The sequence below is a fragment of the Luteibacter anthropi genome (assembly GCF_011759365.1).
Classification (GTDB): domain Bacteria; phylum Pseudomonadota; class Gammaproteobacteria; order Xanthomonadales; family Rhodanobacteraceae; genus Luteibacter; species Luteibacter anthropi.
Genome location: NZ_JAARLZ010000013.1, coordinates 62,148 through 80,655 on the forward strand (window position 1 = coordinate 62,148; position 18,508 = coordinate 80,655).

An 18,508-nucleotide genomic window follows, 5' to 3' on the forward strand; every position below is an offset into this window, starting at 1 on the left:
CGATTCATAGGGCGCAAGCCGCGCCCGCGCCTGCCAGGAGTATCGCCCATGAGCGCCCAGCCCAACATCGGTATGGAAGTCACCACCTTCGAAAACCCCCAGGGGGTCGATGGCTTCGAGTTCGTCGAATTCGCGGCTCCCGACGCCAAGCTGCTTCATGACCTGTTCCCCAAGCTCGGTTTCGTCGCCGTAGCGAAGCACAAGTCGAAGAACATCACCCTGTATCGCCAGGGCGAGTGCAACTTCCTCGTGAACGAGGAGCCCGACTCCTTCGCGACCGATTTCGTCGCCAAGCACGGCCCCTGCGCCTGTGGCTTCGCCATCCGCTTCAACCGCCCGGCCACCGATGTGCAGGCCACGGCCCTGTCCAACGGTGCGGAGAAGCTCACCGCCTTCACCGACACGCTTGCCCTCGACGTGCCCACCATCAAGGGCATCGGCGACGCCTGCCTGTACCTGATCGACACCTACGGTGAGAAGGGTGACTGCTTCGACGCCGAGTACGACTTCTTCGCGGGCGTGGATCGTCATCCGAAGGGTTTCGGCCTCACTTTTATCGACCACCTGACCCACAACCTGCACTTTGGCAACATGCAGAAGTGGTCGGATTACTACGAGCGCCTGTTCAACTTCCGCGAGATCCGCTACTTCGACATCAAGGGTGCGAAGACCGGCCTGGTGTCCAAGGCGATGACCGCGCCGGATGGCATGGTGCGCATCCCGTTGAACGAAAGCTCGGACCACGGCTCGCAGATCAACGAATACATCCGCGAATACAACGGCGAAGGCATCCAGCACATCGCCCTGTTCACGGACAACATCTACGAAACCGTGGAAGCCATGCGCGAGAAGGACGTGGCCTTCCTTGATACGCCGGACACGTACTTCGAAGTCATCGATGTCCGCATCCCCGGCCATAGCGAAGACGTGCCGCGCCTGCAGAAGAACAAACTGCTGATCGACGCCGATCCGGAGACGCACAAGAAGCTGCTGCTGCAGATCTTCACGCAGAACAACATCGGCCCGATCTTCTTCGAGATCATCCAGCGCAAGGGCAACGAAGGCTTCGGCAACGGCAACTTCCAGGCCCTGTTCGAATCGATCGAACGCGACCAGATGCGCCGCGGCGTGATCTGATCGACACCTGCAGGAGCGCGCCTGCGCGCGACCGGTTTTTGCGAGAGACTACGCAACGCGACAACCGGTCGCGCGCAAGGCGCGCTCCTACAGACACCAGAATCCAGGTAGCCATCGCACCAGGACACCACGATGACCCACACCGACGATACCCGCGGCTACCAGACAGGCTTCGCCAACGAATTCGCCACCGAGGCGGTAGCGGGCGTGCTGCCTACGGGCCAGAATTCGCCGCAGCGCGTGGCGAAGGGCCTGTATGCCGAACAGCTCACCGGCAGCGCCTTCACCGCGCCGCGCCACCGCAACCTGCGCAGCTGGCTCTACCGTATCCGTCCGGCCGCACAGCATTCGCCATTCACGGAGCTGGCGCATGCGAGCTTTCATAACCGCTTCGACGAAGCACCGGCCACGCCGAACCAGCTACGCTGGGACCCGCTGCCGATGCCCGAGGCGCCGACCGATTTCCTGGACGGCCTCTACACCATGGGCGGCAATGGCGGCCCGGCCGAGCAGGCGGGTGTCGGCATCCACCAGTACCTCGCCAATCGTTCCATGGAAGGGCGTTATTTCTACGACGCCGACGGCGAGCTGCTGATCGTTCCGCAGCAGGGTCGCCTGCGCATCCGCACCGAACTGGGCGTGCTCGACGTGGCACCGCTGGAGATCGCCGTGGTGCCGCGTGGCGTGCGTTTCCTCGTGGAGCTGCCCGACGGCCAGGCCCGTGGCTACATTGCCGAGAATTTCGGTGCACCGCTGCACCTGCCGGATCTCGGCCCCATCGGTGCGAACGGACTGGCACACCCGCGTGACTTCCTCACGCCCGTGGCTGCCTACGAAGACCTCGATGGCGATTTCGCGCTGGTCGCCAAGTTCCAGGGCCACCTGTGGCAGGCCGCCATCGGCCATTCGCCGCTCGACGTGGTGGCCTGGCAGGGCAACTATGCGCCCTACAAATACGACCTGCGTCGCTTCAATACCATCGGCTCCATCGCGGTGGACCATCCGGATCCGTCGATCTTCACCGTGCTCACCTCGGCCAGCGACACGCCGGGCACGGCGAACATGGATTTCGTGATTTTCCCGCCGCGCTGGCTGGTCGCCGAACACACCTTCCGTCCGCCGTACTTCCACCGCAACGTGGCCAGCGAGTTCATGGGCCTTATCGACGGTGCGTACGATGCCAAGGCAGGGGGCTTCGTTCCCGGTGGCTCCAGCCTGCACAATTGCATGAGCGGCCACGGTCCGGACGCGGCGAGTTTCGAGAAGGCATCCCATGCCGACACCTCGAAGCCCGACCACATCACCGGCACCATGGCCTTCATGTTCGAAACGCGCAAGGTCATCCGCCCCAGCCGCCAGGCGCTCGCGTCGCCGGCGTTGCAGGGTGACTACTACGAATGCTGGCGTGGGCTGAAGAAACACTTCGACCCGAACGCCGCCTGATCGAAGGACACGCATGAAACTCGCTTCATTGAAGGAAGGCGGCCGCGACGGCACCCTCGTCATCGTCAGCCGCGACCTGTCTCGCGCCGTCAAGGCGAAGGGCATCGCAGCCACGTTGCAGGCGGCACTGGATGACTGGCATACCGTGGCGCCGCGTCTCAATGCGCTGTCGGAGGACCTCAACGAAGGCAACGCCGAAGGCGCCTTCGACCTCGACATGACGGCACTGGCCGCACCCCTGCCGCGCGCCTTCGAATTCGTCGATGGCAGCGCCTACCTGCCGCACGTGGAGCGCGTTCGCCGCGCCCGTGGCGCCGAAGTGCCGGAATCGTTCTACACCGATCCGCTCATGTACCAGGCCACCAGCGCCGGCTTCCTCGGCCCGCGCGATCCGGTGGTGGTGCCCAGCGAGGATTACGGCATCGACCTCGAAGCCGAGGTCGTGGTGATCACCGACGACGTGCCGATGGCCGCCACGCCGGATCAGGCGTCGGGACACATCCAGCTCGTGGGCCTGGTCAACGACGTCTCGCTGCGCGGCCTCATTCCCAACGAACTGGCCAAGGGTTTCGGCTTTCTCCAGTCCAAGCCGCGCTCTGCGCTGTCGCCCGTGTTCGTCACGCCGGACGAACTGGGCGATGCCTGGCAGGGCGACAAGCTGCACCTGCCCATGCGCACGTGGATCAACGACCAGTGGTTCGGCGAAGCCGAATGCGGTGTCGACATGCAGTTCGACTTCTCGCAGCTGGTGGCCCATGCGGCGAAGACGCGCCCGCTCACCGCTGGCACCATCGTAGGCTCGGGCACCATTGCCAACGAAGATACGTCCAAGGGCGCATCGTGCCTGGCCGAACAGCGCACGGTGGAAACCCTGCGCGACGGCAAGCCCGTCACGCCGTTCCTGAAGTTTGGCGACACCGTGAAGATCGACGTAACCGACAAGGCCGGCGTGTCTATTTTTGGTGCGATCGAACAGGTGATTCGCAAACTCTGAGCGTGATGGCCGCGCCCCTCGCAAGGAGCGCGGCCATGTTCGTCAGGAGCCTTCCACCTTGTACCCGTGGCGGATGCTGCTCATCGAGACGGGCATGAGGGCATAGCGCATGTCTTTCTCGCCGGGCTTCAGCGGATCCCAGTGCATCTGTTCGACGGCTCGTGCCAGGCGCATGCCGCTGCTCGGCTCCGGATAAGCGTCGATCAACCAGCGGCGGGTGATATCCCCGTTGGGGGCCACCTCGATAAAGTACTGGGCGTACGAACCCTCGTCGCGCTCGGTGTTGGTGATGGGCGCCAGGCGGAACCTCGCAGGGCGATGCAGATTGCCAAGGCCCGGACCGTCAGGCTTGTGCCAGGGGTGCGCTGCACCGAGCTTTTCCAGCCCCGCCATGCGTGTATTCACGTCGGCGATGAGTTTCTGGTCGTCTACCGGTCCCAGTGCATCATTCACGCGCTTGAGCAGCATGGTGAAGTAACCGGCACCGGCGATCGTATCGCCGCCTTCCTTGTTCGCGTAGTCGTGCGTCTGGTAATAGGCGTGTTCGATCTGCACCCAGATCATGGCTTCGCGGGCATGGCCGTCGGTCAGTTCCAGCTCAGCCAGTTTCAACATGGCGCCCAGCCGTCCCTGTGCCGCAGCACCGTTCAGCAGGTCGCGTGCCTTGTCGTGATCTTCCTCGAATACATGGGCCGGGTGCCGGGGCCCCCAGCGATAGAGCGAGCCGGCCACGTCCATGCTGTTGGCATTACCGGCAACGGCCGAGCAGAGCAGCAGGTGGGCCAGCTCCTGGCGCTTTGCGTCAGGCGTGTCTTTATCCAGCAGGCCCTCACCGATAAGTGCGCCGGTAGGCGGCAGATCGCTCGGGCAATCCGCAGCAAAAGCCATCCGGGTGGCGAGCGCCAGGCAGGCGAGGGCGGCAAGACGTCGTGTCATTCGTTTCATCCCCTGAAAGAAGCGTCCACGCAACATGCGCAAACGATGCGATTCTGCCCCCCGATTATGGCGAAAGAGTGGCGGTGCAGAAGCGCGTTTTGCGCGCGATAGCCTTTCGCGATGACCTGACCACCAAAGGTTCAAAAGCCGACCGCGTCGAGGATCCCCACATTGCGACAACCTGCTTGTGTAGGAGCGCGCTTGCGCGCGACCGGTTGGATCGAAACGATGAAGGTTTCCGCGACAACCGGTCGCGCGCAGGCGCGCTCCTACAACAGCCTGCGATCACGTTTGGCAGAGGCGGCGGGGGCGGCCCTTGGCGCGACTGATGGAGGTGAGGGGAGTGGGCGGAAAAGGCCCGAAGGGGGCCGGCCAGGAAGGCCGGCCTTTTTCGCCGAGGCAGGAGCCGAGTCGAAAAACCCCGCACGCTCCCCGGGCCCGAAGGGGCGTAAGCCATAAGACACTGAGCCGCGCAGCGGCTCCTCCTTTCCCTAGGGACACCGCAGGCCGGAGCGCCAAGGGCCGCCCCCGTCGCCTCTGCAACGCCACGTTCCAGCGCCGAGTGCGAGGCCGATAGGCGAGCCCTTCCTACGGAGCGAAACACCGCATGGGCTGCGTCCCTACGGAGCGCAGCATCGCCGATGCGATCGGCTTTCACACCTGCGGTAGGGACGGCTTTGGTTTACTACGGAGCGTTACGTGTTAAACGGTCGCGCGCGAGGCGCGCTCCTACAGGGGGTGGGGCGTGGAGGTGCCGCCCTGCGGGGCAGGGCGGCACGGGGTCTTACTTGGCGGACATCAGCGCCTTGGTCATGTCGAGCATGCGGTTGGAGAAGCCCCACTCGTTGTCGTACCACGAGAGAACCTTCACCAGGGTGCCTTCCATCACGCGCGTCTGCGTCGAGTCGTAGATCGACGAGTGCGGGTTGTGGTTGAAGTCGATCGACACCAGCGGCTGCGTGTTGACGGCCAGGATGCCCTTCAGCGCGCCGTTGGCGGCTTCGTTGATGGCGGCGTCGATTTCTTCCTTGGTGGTCGCGCGGGCGGCCGTGAAGGTGAGGTCGACCACCGAGACGTTGATCGTGGGCACGCGCATGGCGAAGCCGTCGAGCTTGCCGTTGAGTTCCGGCAGCACCAGGCCCACCGCGGCGGCGGCGCCGGTCTTGGTCGGGATCTGGCTGTGCGTGGCGCTACGGGCGCGACGCAGGTCGGAGTGATAGACGTCCGTCAGCACCTGGTCGTTCGTGTAGGCGTGGATGGTGGTCATCAGGCCGTGCACGATGCCGACCTTCTCGTGCAGCACCTTTGCCAGCGGAGCGAGGCAGTTGGTGGTGCAGGAGGCGTTGGAGATGACTTCGAGCTTCGAGGTCAGCTTGTGGTCGTTGACGCCCATGACGAACGTGCCGTCCACGTCCTTGTCGCCGGGAGCGGAGATGATCACCTTCTTGGCGCCGCCCGCGATATGCGCGCTGGCCTTGGCCTTGGAGGTGAAGAAGCCGGTGGATTCCAGCACCACGTCGACGCCGTGCTCGCCCCAGGGCAGCTTCGACGGATCGCGCTCGGCGAACACCTTGATGCGATCGCCATTGACGATGAGGTCGCCGTTGTCGACCGAGACGTCGCCCGGGAAGCGGCCATGGGCCGTGTCGTACTGGGTCAGGTGCGCGTTGGTCTCGGCATTGCCGAGATCGTTGATCGCGACGATCTGGATGTCCTGGCCATTCTTCTTCGACTCATAGAGCGAGCGCAGGATGTTGCGACCGATGCGACCGTAACCGTTGATGGCGACCTTGATGGTCATGTGCAGCCTCCGGGAGTGGACTTGCGAGCGTAGGTAAGGGCAGTGCCGTAAACCTCCATGGTAACGGAAGGTCGCAGGGGCCGGCTTGCTGCAATGCCGCGATTTGTCATTCGTGCCTCAGTCGGGCTGTGGCACACTTGGCCGTTCGCCCGCGACGGAAACGTTTACAGACCCATGAAAACCCTCCATAAGCGCCGCACCATCGCCACCCTGCTGGCCCTGGCCGTCACCGCTGCCGCCGGCACCGCCCAGGCCTGGGGCGACATCGGTCACCGCATCGTCGCCGAACTGGCCTGGCGCCAGCTCGACCCCTCCGCGAAGGCCGAGGTGGAGCGCCTGCTCAAGGCCGATGGCTCCGACTCCCTTGCCGACGTGGCCAGCTGGCCGGACAAGCTGCGCGACATGCCGGGCAAGGAAGACCTGGGCAAGGCCACCGGCCCGCTGCACTACATCAACTTCGCCACCGGTTGCCGCTACCAGCCCCAGGGCGATGCCGGCACCGAGCGCAACGTCGTCGGTGGCCTGCAGAAGTACGTGGCCATCCTGAAGGACCGCAGCAAGTCCAACGCCGAGCGCGCCGAGGCCCTGAAGTTCGTGGTCCATTTCGTGGGCGACGTGCACCAGCCGCTGCACGCGGGTAACCGCGACGACAAGGGTGGCAACGACTACCAGGTGCAGTTCCAGGGCAAGGGCACCAACCTGCACCGCGTCTGGGATTCCCAGATGCTCTACACCACGAACCTCAAGTGGCAGGCCTATGCGGACAAGCTGGCCGCCGAAGGCCCGGTGACGCTGCCGAAGCCGATCCCGCCGCTCGACAACCCCTACGCCCAGTGGGCGGAGGAATCGTGCCAGATCGTGGCGGCACCGGGCTTCTATCCTGACGGGCATACGCTCGACGACGCCTATGTCACGAAGTACCTCCCCGTGGCCGAGACCCGCCTGCGTGATGCCGGCAAGCGCCTCGCCGACCTTCTGAACAAGACGCTCGACTAAGCCGCAAGCGTCCCGACCGAATTCGAAACCCAAGGTAAGCAAAGATGACCGATATCCAGGTACGCCGCACCAAGATTGTCGCCACCCTCGGCCCCGCCACGGACGCGCCGGGCATGCTCGAGAAAATCCTGGAAGAAGGCGTGGATATCGTTCGCCTCAATCTCTCGCACGGTACGCCGGACGACCATCGCGCCCGCGCCGCCGCGGTGCGCGCCGCTGCCGAGACGGTAGGTCGCGAAGTCGGCATCCTGGCCGACCTGCAGGGTCCGAAGATCCGCGTCGAGAAGTTCGCGGCCGGCCCGGTCGACCTCATGGCGGGCGACAGCTTCACGCTCGACTGCCGTCCGGATGCTCCGGATGGCGACCAGACCCGCGTGGGTGTCAGCTACTACGACCTGCCAAACGACGTGAAGGCCGGTGACATCCTGCTGCTCGACGATGGCCTGATCGCCCTGGCCGTCAACGAAGTGGCCGGTGCCGAAGTGCGTTGTACGGTCGCCATCGGTGGCCGCCTGTCCAACCGCAAGGGCCTCAACCGCCAGGGCGGCGGCCTCAGCGTTTCGGCCCTGTCGGATAAGGACAGGAACGACATCAAGCTCGCTGCTGAAATGGGTGCGGATTTCCTCGCCGTCTCGTTCGTGCGTTCGGCGGCAGACCTCCACGAAGCCCGCCGCCTGCTCCGCGAAGCCGGTGGCGATGCGGGCATCGTTTCCAAGATCGAACGCGCCGATGCCATCCCCGTGCTGGGCGAGATCATCGACGCCTCCGACGTGGTGATGGTGGCCCGTGGCGACCTGGGCGTGGAAATCGGCGATGCCGAGCTGCCGGGCCTGCAGAAGAAGATCATCCGCGAGTCGGTGTTGCGCAACCGTTCGGTGATCACCGCCACGCAGATGCTTCAGTCGATGGTGCGTGCACCCATCCCGACCCGCGCCGAAGTGCTCGACGTAGCCAACGCCGTCATCGACGGTACCGACGCCGTGATGCTTTCCGAAGAGAGCGCCGCGGGTGCCCATCCGGACAAGGCCGTGGCCGCCATGCGCCGCATCTGCCTCGGTGCCGAGCGTCAGTTCGAGCCGCGCGACGACCTGGGTCCGGCCACGCATTCGCTCGACCGCTCCGACCAGGCCATCGCCTTTGCCGCCATGCAGCTCGCCTCGAAGGTGGGCGTGCGCGCCATCGTTTCGCTGACGGAGTCGGGCGCCACGGCGCAGTGGCTGTCGCGTTATCGTTTCGCCGTGCCCATCTATGCCATGTCGCCGTCCGACGTGGCCCGCCGCCGCATGCTCATGCTGCGCGACGTGCAGCCGGTGGCCTTCGAGACGGGCAAGCTCGACCCCGCACACACCGCCCGCGCCGCGCTCCAGCACCTGTTCTCGCTGGGCAAGCTGGTGAAGGGCGATCGCGTGGTGCTCACCCATGGTGACCACATCGGCAGCCATGGGGGCACCAACACGCTGAAGCTGCTGGTCATCGGCGACGATGGCATTGCGGACAGCTTGCGCGATCTGTAAGCCGCGGCAGGCCCCGTTGTGTGTTTGGGGCAATAAGGCTTCGACGGTCGCGCGCGAGGCGCGCTCCTACAGGACTGGCCCTGTAGGAGCGCGCCTCGCGCGCGACCGGCCCGAAGCGGCTGTTCTGGAAAGCACTCCGCGCTGCCAACTCCAGCCAGACACACCATGCACGCGCTTGCGGAGTAAACTCGTAGCCCAAGGCAAACCAACGAGGGCGTCATGATCCGCAATCCCGTTCGTACCGGCGCCGTGCTCGCCGCCGTACTCCTCGTCGCAGGCCCCGTGGCCGCGCAGAACGTGCGCAAGGTCGCACCGGACCGTCTCCCGAACTACTGGACCCTGACCAACAGCTCGGTCAACGCGGACGTGCCCAACACCGGCAAGAACCTCGACCAGCCAGGCTGCGTCGCCGTGACCTACATGATCGGGTCCAATGGCCTGACCCAGAACGTCGTGGCCGCCAAGACGGTCCCCCAGGGCGACCTGGACAAGGTCGGCGTCAGTGCCGTCAAGGATTTCCGCTACGGGCCTTCCGGCGTGAATCGTGCCGCCGAACCGGTCAGCACGTACTACGTGGTCGGCTTCAACCTCCCCGAGGACCCGGCTCGCAAGGCCGCGATCATGAAGCAGTGCGAACTGCCCGGCTATAAGACCACTTGATCGCGCCGCACAACGGCTTTCGCGGGGTATTCCCCTATACTCCGCCGGTTTTCGCACTAGCCCCGCCTCGTTACTGGGGGCATACCACTACGTCCACGGAGTTCTCATGAGCATCGATAACCTCGAACAGATCGCGCAGGCGATGGTTGCACCCGGCAAGGGCATCATCGCCGTCGACGAATCCACCTCGACCATCAAGAAGCGTCTCGAGGCCGTCGGCCTGGAGAACAACGAGGAAAACCGTCGCGCGTACCGTGAGCTGCTGCTCACCGCCCCGGGCCTCGGCCAGTACATCTCGGGCGCCATCCTGTTCGACGAGACCATCCGCCAGAAGACCGGCGACGGCCGCAGCATGGTCGAGGCCATGGAAGCCGCCGGCATCATCCCGGGCATCAAGGTGGACAAGGGCACGCACCCGCTCGCCGGCTTCCCCGATGAAGTGGTCACCGAAGGCCTCGACGGCCTGCGCGAGCGCCTGCAGGAATACGCCAAGCTCGGTGCCAAGTTCGCCAAGTGGCGCGCCGTGATCAAGATCACCGACGGCACGCCGACCTCGGCGGCCGTGGAAGCCAACGTGCACGCCCTGGCCCGTTACGCATCGCTGTGCCAGGAAGCCGGCATCGTGCCGATGGTCGAGCCCGAGATCCTCATGGACGACAAGGAAAGCGTCCACGATATCGACACCAGCTACACGGTGCACGAGGAAGTCCTCCGCGCCCTGTTCGGCCAGCTGGCCCTTTTCAACGTCAATCTGCGCGGCCTGATCCTCAAGGTCAGCATGGTCATCCCGGGCAAGTACGCCCCGGCCGAGGAGCAGGTAGACGTCGAAGACGTGGCCCAGGCCACCGTGGATGTCTTCCAGAACGCCGTGCCGGCTTCCGTGGCAGGCATCGTGTTCCTCTCGGGCGGCCAGTCCGACGAGCAGGCCACGGCGCACCTGGACGCCATCAACAAGCTCGGTCCGCACCCGTGGCCGATCAGCTTCTCCTACGGCCGCGCCCTGGTCTCCAAGGCCCTGGACGTCTGGTCGAAGGATCAGAAGGCCAACTGGAAAGCCGGCCAGGAGACCGTGGTGGAGCGCGCCAAGGAAAACAGCGACGCCGCCAAGGGCAACTGGAAGAAGCGGGCCTGACGGTTCCTGCCGTCTAGACCGAAAAAGGCGCCGCTCTGTCGGCGCCTTTTTCTTGTGACCGGATCGCGCTTTCCCGTGGTTTTCGGTTGCGGCACGCTCGGCCCGGCGTTCCAATCGCACAAGGGGGCGTGTGCCACGCCCACGGGCTTGAGGGTTAGGGATGAAACAGCGTGCATGGGTCGCCCTGGCGGCCTCTCTGGCCTGTGCGGCCGCCGGATCGGCGGTGCTGCAAGGTGGTGGTTCACCTGTGCGCTGGGCGCTTGCCGACGGCGGGGACGCCGATGCACCCGCGCCGGCCGTTTCCACGGCTGCCGTCGCACCGCGGATGGCCGTGAATGCCCCGGCCAGACGCAGGGCCTCGGCTGGTGCCGATAACGGCCCCACGCTGCCCCTGCTGGTGATCACCGGCTCGGAGCCTCCCCGGCACGAGGGAGTATTTACCTATTACCCGGTGCGGATCGACGAAAAGCAGGCTCGCGCGGCGATGAAGGGCGGCCACCTGTCCATCCCCACGCCCGACGGCTCCCATCTCGACCTCGCCTTCGAGCATGCCGTGGAACACGAGAACGGCAACTGGAGCTGGGTCGGTCATCTCGACGGCCCGGACGATACCCAGCGCGCCGTGATCACCTTCGGCCCGGATTCCACCGTCGCCACCTTGCCCGACAGCGACGGCCAGCAGCGCAAGCTCACGGTGGAAAGCGGCCAGACCTATCTGGTGAGCGCGCCGCTCTCCAGCCTCCACGTCGGTGTGAATCCGCTGGGCGACGCCATCAAGCCGGTGGGCGTGCCGGGAGCGGGCCTTGCGGGAACCGGTGCCCTGGATGAAGCGCTGGGAACGCCGATTGTTTCCGCTGCCGACGCGGCGGCGGGCAAATCCATCTCATCTGCCGCGGGTCAGACCACGGTGGACGTGCTGGCAATCTATTCCAGTGGCTTCCGCCAGGCGAAGGGCTCGACGTCGGCCGCCATCACCGAACTGACCAATCGTTTCGACGTGGCCAACCAGGTACTGCGCAACTCGCAGATCGATGCATCCTTCCGCATGGTCCGCGCACAGGAAGCACAGGCTCCTGACGACACCGACAACACGCAGATGCTGGATGCGATCCGCACCAGCACGCCCTGGGTACAGACCATGCGCGACCAGGTGGGCGCCGATCTGGTCACCTTCGTGCGCCAGTACAACCAGGCGAACAACAGCTGTGGCGTGGCCTACATTCCGCCGGGTAACTACGCCGCGGCAGGGGACCTGATGTATTCGGTGGTGAGCGACGGCAGCCTGCCCACGGGCTACTACTGCGAAGCGACCACGCTGGCGCACGAACTCGGTCATAACCTCGGCGCCCAGCACAATCACGAGCAGGATGCGACAGGTGGCCTGTTTCCGTACTCGTATGGCTATCGCAACTTCTCTGCGAAGTTCTACGACGTGATGGCCTATGGCCCCGATGCCACCCAGCGCTTCTGGACGTTCTCCAATCCGCAGGTGCAGTGCAAGGGCCTGCCGTGCGGCGTTGCCGATTACGCGGATGTGGCTCGCACGCTACGCCTGACGATGCCGATTGCGGCGAAGTTCAGGACCAGCAAGACGCATTGAATGGAGTGTAGGAGCGCGCCTTGCGCGCGACCGCTCTTGGCGACAATCCGGTCGCGCGCAAGGCGCGCTCCTACAAAAAAGCCGGTGCCCTGGGGCACCGGCTTTTTCATTTCAACACTTGAAACGTGGATCAGAAGCGGTATTCAGCGCTGATCGAAGCCATGTTCGTCGACAGGTCCACACCGTGCTTGTCGGCATCGTAGTGGTCGTAGTTGATGCCAAGGCTCCAGTTGCTGTTGAAGTCGTAGCCCACGCCTGCACCGGCGTACCAGCTGGTCTTGTCGATGCTGCGACGGCTGCTCAGGTCGATGTCGTCGTTGCTGAGGCCATGGCCCTGCCAGCCGTAGATGCCGCCACGAGCGCTGATGTACCACTGCGGGGTGATGTTGAAGTGGCCGTTCACGCCGGCGGTCCAGCCATGCAGCTCCGACTTGCGGCGATCGATAACCCGGTTGCCGTTGAAGAAGTTCTTGGCGTGGATGTTGCCGAGATCGTTGTAGCCGACTTCGACGCCGAGTGCGGCCCACGGTGCCACGGCCCAGCGGTAGCCGCCGTTCAGGGCATAACCGGTGTCATGACCGTTGTAGGCGTTCTTGTCGACCGAGGTGCGACCAACGCTGCCGTTGACGAACCAGCCGGCTGCGCCATTGGCATCCTGGGCGAAAGCGGGGGTGGCGACGGCGCCCGCAGCGACGAGGGCGAGGGCAATAAGGGTCTTCTTCATGGTGATCTCTCCTGCTTTTTGTTCTTGTGAGCGGCGGCGACCTTAGGGGGAATGTCGTCTTTCGCTACCCGCGCACGAGTGGGGTATTCGTGCGTCCAACCTTAGATGTGGCAGTCCTGTGACGATTCAATACCGCGAGGTTTAATATTTAAAATCGGTTAAGTCTTCAAAGCGTGTTAAGCGCGCAGACGAAACAGGCCGCGACGGTTGCCCGTCGCGGCCTGTGAAATACCGTGAAAACCGGTATCTGTACGACTTAGAAGCGGTATTCGCCAGCCAGCGAGACGATGCCGGTGGAGCGCTTCAGGCCGGTCGAGACGTCGCCGGTGGCGTTGTTCTTGACCTTGCCGGCATTGGCGTGGAAGTAGTCGTAGTTCACGCCTACGCTGAAGTGCTGGTTGATGTCCCAGCCCGTGCCGATACCGGCATACCAGCTGCCACGACCCGGACGGCCGCCGTTGGAGAAGCCGATGTCCTGGCCCACGCTGTTGTTGTAGTTGTTGCTGTTGTCATTGGCGCGGAAGTAACCGCCGTGCGCGCTGATGTACCACTGCGGCACGAGGTTCAGCTTGCCGTTGACACCGACCATCCAGCCGCGCAGGGCGTTGCGGCTCTTGCGCTGGTTGACGTCGTTATCGTTGAAGATGTTCTTCACACGGTAGTTGCCGAGGTCGGTGTAGCCGCCTTCGACGCCGAGGCCCAGATCCTGGCCGACCTTCCAGCGGTAACCGCCGAGGACGCCATAACCGGTGCGACGGCCCTGTTCACCGTGCAGGAAATTGAAACCGCTGGCATTGCTGCCGAAACCGCCGGTGTCGCTGCCGTTGGTACGGCCGACGTTGGCGCCGATGAACCAGTTGCCGCTACCGACGGCCTGTTCCGGCTGGTAGTTGCCGGAGACAGCCGAGTTGCTGTCCTGGGCGAAGGCCGGGATGGCCGCGAACGAGATGCAAGAAACCGCAAGGGCAAGAGCTGCCTTCTTCATGGGAATGTTCCTCTTATTGTCGGGGCGGCCACCAGGCTTGGGGTGGGGGAGCTTTGGTGGCCGATACCGATTAGACCCCCCCGAACCTGAAGAGATTCAAAAATGCGGATGAAATTATTAAGGCTTGGTTAACTTGCCCACTGTCCCCTGAATCTCCACGACAACGTGATACCCAATGCGCGACAATGGCGTTTTTTCCGCCGCCTGCTAACTGGAGAACGCCGATGACGACACGCCGCGAACGCGCCAATGCGATCCGCGCCCTGGCCATGGATGGTGTGGAAGCTGCAAAGTCGGGTCACCCCGGCATGCCCATGGGCATGGCCGACATCGCCGAAGTGGTCTGGGGCGATTTCCTCCACCACAACCCGTCGAACCCGCACTGGCCCAACCGCGATCGCTTCGTCCTCTCGAACGGCCACGGCTCGATGCTGCAGTACGCGCTGCTGCACCTGACCGGCTACAACCTGCCGATCGAAGACCTGAAGAATTTCCGCCAGCTCAACCATCACACCGCGGGTCACCCGGAATACGGCCACACCCCGGGCGTCGAGACCACCACCGGCCCGCTCGGCCAGGGCCTGGCCAATGCCGTGGGCTTTGCCATTGCCGAGAAGGTGCTGGCCGAGCGCTTCAACAAGCCGGGCCACGACATCGTCGATCACCACACCTTCGTGTTCCTGGGCGATGGCTGCCTCATGGAAGGCATCTCGCACGAAGTGTCCTCGCTTGCCGGCACGCTCAAGCTCGGCAAGCTCGTCGCCATCTACGACGACAATGGCATCTCCATCGACGGCGAGGTGCACGACTGGTTCACCGACAACACCGCCGAGCGCTTCAGGGCCTACGGCTGGAACGTCGTGGTGGGCGATGACGGCAAGCCGGTGGACGGCCACGACGCCGACTCCATCAAGAAGGCCATCGCTTCCGCCACCTCGCAGAGCGAGAAGCCGAGCCTGGTGATCTGCAAGACCATCATCGGCTTCGGTTCGCCGAACAAGGAAGGCAAGGAATCCTCGCACGGTGCCCCGCTGGGTCCGGACGAAGTGAAGCTGGCCCGCGAGCAGCTGGGCTGGAAATACGGCCCGTTCGAGATTCCGGACGACATCTACGCCTCGTGGAATGCGAAGGACGCCGGTGCCAAGGCCGAAAAGGCCTGGAACGACCAGTTCGACGCCTACGCCAAGGCTCATCCGGAGCTGGCTGCCGAATTCAAGCGCCGTACCGCCGGCGAGCTGCCGAAGAGCTGGCACGAAGGCGCCGCCGCTTATGTTGCGAAGATGCAGGCCGAAGGTCCGGTCGTGGCGTCGCGCAAGGCGTCGCAGATGGCCCTCGATGCGTTCGGCCCGCTGCTGCCTGAGCTGATCGGTGGTTCCGCCGATCTCGCCCCGTCGAACCTCACCATCTGGAAGGGTTCGAAGAACATCACCACGGGTGGTGCGGATGGCAACTACATCCACTACGGCGTGCGTGAGTTCGGCATGTCGGCCATCGCCAACGGCATTGCACTGCACGGTGGTTTCATTCCGTACGACGCCACCTTCCTGGTGTTTTCCGACTACGCCCGTAACGCGGTGCGCATGTCGGCGCTGATTCCGGCGCACGCCATCCACGTCTACACCCACGACTCGATCGGCCTGGGCGAAGACGGCCCCACCCACCAGCCGGTGGAGCACCTGGGTTCGCTGCGCCTGATCCCGAACAACCGCGTGTGGCGTCCGGCCGATGCGGTGGAATCGGCGGTGTCCTGGAAGAAGGCGATCGAGCGCGCCGGCAACCCGTCGTGCCTGGTCTTCTCGCGCCAGAACCTCAAGCACAACCCGCGTACGGAAGCCCAGGTGGCTGATATCGAGAAGGGCGGCTACGTCCTGTTCGAGCCGTCGGAGAAGTTCAAGGCGATCATCATCGCCACGGGCTCCGAAGTCGGCATCGCCGTCGAGGCCGCGCAGGCACTGGGCGACCAGGGCGTGCCGGTCCGTGTCGTCTCGATGCCCTGCACCGAGGAATTCGACGCCCAGCCGGTGGAATACCGTGAAGGCGTGCTGCCGTCGTGGTGCCGCGCCCGCGTGGCGGTGGAAGCCGCCAGCGTCGATTTCTGGGCCAAGTACATCGGCCTGGACGGCAAGGCCATCGGCATGAGCACCTTCGGCGCCTCGGCCCCCATCGACAAGCTGTACGAGCACTTCGGCATCACCACCCCGAAGGTGATTGATGCCGTGAAGAGCGTCATCAAGTAAGCGACGCTGCTTCAGGAACGAAGGCTCCCGCATGGGGGCCTTCGTTCGTTATACGCCCATGGTTTTTCGGATAAGCCGTTCGTCACGATGACATCCTCCCGTTCGCCCCACGCTTATTTCCCCTATATCGACGGCTTGCGTGCCATCGCGGTGCTGTCTGTCGTGCTCTACCACCTGCATGGAAGCTGGCTGCCAGGCGGCTTCGCTGGCGTGGATGTGTTCTTCGTGATCTCGGGTTTCGTGGTAAGCGCCTCGGTGGGATTGCGTGAGCGGTCGTCGCTTGCGTCATTCTGGGGCTATTTCCTGGCACGCCGGTTCCAGCGCATTGCTCCCGCGCTGCTTGTCTGTCTGCTGGCGACTACGGTTGCCGCGACGCTATTCATCCCGGAGGCCTGGCTCAGCGGGCACAACCAGAAGACGGGACGCTTCGCGTTTTTCGGTTTCAGCAACCTCGTGCTGGCGAACAACGACAACAGTTACTTCTCGCCGATCACCGAATTCAACCCCTACACGCACACCTGGTCCCTGGGGGTGGAGGAGCAGTTCTATCTGCTGTTCCCGGTACTGTTCTGGGCCTGGAGTTTCGGCGGTCGCTGGCGTCGCCTGACGCTGGGGCTTTTTGCGCTGTTAGGCGTCGTGTCCTTCGGTTATGCCTGGGCGATCCGGACTACGGACAGTCTCGCCGCCTTCTATCTGCTGGCGCCACGCTTCTGGGAGCTGGCAGCCGGCGTGATGCTGTATCAGGCCATGGCCTGCATGGGGCGGCGTTTTGACACGTCCACAATGGATACGGTGATGCCCTGGAAGGTGGCGGTTGCCACCATCGGGTTCATTTTTATGGGTATCGGATTGTGGTTCTCGCAGCCCGATCAGTTTCCCGTGCCAGGTGCACTGTGGGCCGTTGCAGGTTCGGTGCTGGTGTTGGGCGCGCTTCATGGCCAGCCGGATGCAGTCTGGCCCGTTCGCCTGCTCACGGCATCGCCGATGCGCCTGCTTGGAGGCATGTCCTATTCACTCTACCTCTGGCACTGGCCGGTGTTCGTGCTGTTCCGATGGACGGTTGGCCTGGGCGACTGGCCGTGGCTGCTTGCCGCACTTGCCCTGACGTTTGTGCTGGCATGGTGTTCATGGCGCTGGATCGAGCAGCCGTTCCGACGGTCGCAGCGTATCCGGCGGCTACCACGCTGGGCTGTCGTCGGATGTGGACTGGTGATCCTGGTCATGGGGGCATCGCTGCACCGCTTCATCGACCACCGGCAACCGCGCTGGTCGTTGAGTACGGTCGCCAGGCATGCTGACGACTGGTACCCGACCACGGTCACGCTGAAAACGGCGCCCGCTTGCGGCGTGCCGGAGCCAGCCGTGGACGACCTGGAGCATGGCAAGCGCATCCGTTATGCGAGGACGGCCTGTGACCGTCCGGTGGACGGTCCGGATGTCTTTGTCGTGGGTGACTCGCATGCGATGGCGTTCGGCACGTTGTTCGAGGCCTACGTGGCGCGCACTGGTGCGCATGTCACGCTGTACAACAATTCAGGTTGCGCCTTCCTCGGCCTTCGCCCGGAAAGCGATGCAGGCGATCGGTGCAAGACGGCATCGGCCATTTCCGAGCGCGATATCCTTGCCCGGGTGAAACCGGGGGACGTGGTGTTTCTGCCTTCGTTGCGCATGCCGCGCTTCGTCGACCAATGGATCCGATACCCGCGCGACGCTGCGATCGCCCAGGCGCTGGATGCGGGCCGATTGGCGAAAGAGAGCGGTGCCGAACAGGCGGCGATCGATGTCGTTTCGCGTTTCAGCGCGAAGGGAGCACGTGTCGTGCTCGAAGCGCCCAATGTATTGCTCAACGCGCCGGCTTATCGCTGCGCCGACCCCTGGACGCGCAGCAATCCCATGTGCCTGCCAGGCATGGCCGTTGACCGGTCCTGGTTCTTGCACCTTCGGCAACCGATGCTGGAGGTCGAGATGAATGTGGCACGTGCCGTCCCGGGAACGACGGTGTTCGACCCCCTGCCCACACTGTGCCCGGAAGGAGCGGAGTGCACGGGATTCAGGGGCGGCCGCCCTTTGTTCTTCGACGGCGACCATGTGAGCGGCTATGGCAACAAAGTGCTCGCATCGGCGTTCGAAGCCGCGATGCGCGACGCGGCCAAGGGAACCCTTCACGGCCCAGGGTAGGCGGCCGAGCTGCCTGCGTCGGGCATATTGTGCAAATTCTCACGTGCCGACAGGATGCGCCGGGCGCAAGAAGGACTTTTCTCGATCGCTGGAGTCTGACCGCCCACGGTGGCCTGGCTAGGTCTCGTATCGAGGAACGAATCCGGTCGGATATCACGGTCGACACGGGGA

At 64.3% G+C, this 18,508-nt stretch carries 14 protein-coding genes; 10 read left to right on the forward strand and 4 right to left on the reverse strand.

Features of this window, described 5'->3' with window-relative positions:
• Positions 1–48: 48 nt before the first annotated feature.
• The 3 genes from hppD to HBF25_RS19380 all read left to right on the forward strand — a co-directional run bounded on the left by hppD (position 49) and on the right by HBF25_RS19380 (position 3,574).
• A complete protein-coding gene (hppD, locus tag HBF25_RS19370) occupies positions 49–1,137 on the forward strand; it encodes a 4-hydroxyphenylpyruvate dioxygenase (protein WP_166951568.1) in 1,089 nt (362 codons plus the stop codon).
• A gap of 132 nt (positions 1,138–1,269) precedes the next feature.
• Positions 1,270–2,580, forward strand: a complete 1,311-nt coding sequence (hmgA, locus tag HBF25_RS19375; protein ID WP_166951571.1) for a homogentisate 1,2-dioxygenase — start codon at positions 1,270–1,272, stop codon at positions 2,578–2,580.
• Between the two features lie 13 nt (positions 2,581–2,593).
• Positions 2,594–3,574, forward strand: a complete 981-nt coding sequence (locus HBF25_RS19380; protein ID WP_166951573.1) for a fumarylacetoacetate hydrolase family protein — start codon at positions 2,594–2,596, stop codon at positions 3,572–3,574.
• A 42-nt stretch (positions 3,575–3,616) separates the two neighbouring features.
• Here HBF25_RS19380 and HBF25_RS19385 read toward each other — a convergent pair whose 3' ends face one another.
• Together HBF25_RS19385 and gap are read right to left on the reverse strand one after the other, a co-directional pair.
• Positions 3,617–4,510: a hypothetical protein gene (locus tag HBF25_RS19385; protein ID WP_166951576.1), complete on the reverse strand. Its 894-nt coding sequence runs from the start codon at positions 4,508–4,510 to the stop codon at positions 3,617–3,619.
• Between the two features lie 784 nt (positions 4,511–5,294).
• A complete protein-coding gene (gene gap / locus HBF25_RS19390) occupies positions 5,295–6,311 on the reverse strand; it encodes a type I glyceraldehyde-3-phosphate dehydrogenase (protein WP_166951579.1) in 1,017 nt (338 codons plus the stop codon).
• A 174-nt stretch (positions 6,312–6,485) separates the two neighbouring features.
• Here gap and HBF25_RS19395 point away from each other — a divergent pair, with 174 nt between their 5' ends.
• The 5 genes from HBF25_RS19395 (at position 6,486) to HBF25_RS19415 (ending at position 12,213) form a co-directional block, all read left to right on the forward strand.
• Positions 6,486–7,307 carry a S1/P1 nuclease gene (locus HBF25_RS19395; RefSeq protein ID WP_166951582.1) on the forward strand — a complete coding sequence of 274 codons (822 nt, stop codon included), beginning with the start codon at positions 6,486–6,488 and terminating at the stop codon, positions 7,305–7,307.
• Positions 7,308–7,351: 44 nt separating this feature from the next.
• On the forward strand, positions 7,352–8,821 hold the full coding sequence (gene pyk, locus HBF25_RS19400) for a pyruvate kinase (RefSeq protein ID WP_166951585.1): 1,470 nt from the start codon (positions 7,352–7,354) through the stop codon (positions 8,819–8,821).
• A 219-nt stretch (positions 8,822–9,040) separates the two neighbouring features.
• A complete protein-coding gene (locus HBF25_RS19405; RefSeq protein ID WP_166951588.1) occupies positions 9,041–9,481 on the forward strand; it encodes an energy transducer TonB in 441 nt (146 codons plus the stop codon).
• 106 nt (positions 9,482–9,587) lie between these two features.
• Positions 9,588–10,613 (forward strand): class I fructose-bisphosphate aldolase, encoded by a 1,026-nt coding sequence (locus HBF25_RS19410; protein ID WP_166951591.1) that lies wholly within the window; start codon positions 9,588–9,590, stop codon positions 10,611–10,613.
• Between the two features lie 160 nt (positions 10,614–10,773).
• Positions 10,774–12,213: a reprolysin-like metallopeptidase gene (locus HBF25_RS19415; RefSeq protein WP_166951594.1), complete on the forward strand. Its 1,440-nt coding sequence runs from the start codon at positions 10,774–10,776 to the stop codon at positions 12,211–12,213.
• A gap of 130 nt (positions 12,214–12,343) precedes the next feature.
• Here HBF25_RS19415 and HBF25_RS19420 read toward each other — a convergent pair whose 3' ends face one another.
• Positions 12,344–12,937 (reverse strand): porin family protein, encoded by a 594-nt coding sequence (locus HBF25_RS19420; RefSeq protein ID WP_208392686.1) that lies wholly within the window; start codon positions 12,935–12,937, stop codon positions 12,344–12,346.
• A gap of 256 nt (positions 12,938–13,193) precedes the next feature.
• Positions 13,194–13,922, reverse strand: coding sequence for an outer membrane protein (locus HBF25_RS19425; RefSeq protein ID WP_166951597.1), 729 nt, complete (start codon positions 13,920–13,922; stop codon positions 13,194–13,196).
• A 224-nt stretch (positions 13,923–14,146) separates the two neighbouring features.
• Between HBF25_RS19425 and tkt the strand changes: the two genes are divergently transcribed.
• Together tkt and HBF25_RS19435 are read left to right on the forward strand one after the other, a co-directional pair.
• Complete coding sequence (tkt, locus tag HBF25_RS19430) at positions 14,147–16,159, forward strand: transketolase (protein WP_166951600.1); 2,013 nt, start codon at positions 14,147–14,149, stop codon at positions 16,157–16,159.
• 87 nt (positions 16,160–16,246) lie between these two features.
• Entirely contained in the window at positions 16,247–18,337 is a 2,091-nt protein-coding gene (locus HBF25_RS19435) for an acyltransferase family protein (RefSeq protein WP_166951603.1), read from the forward strand.
• Positions 18,338–18,508 lie beyond the last annotated feature (171 nt).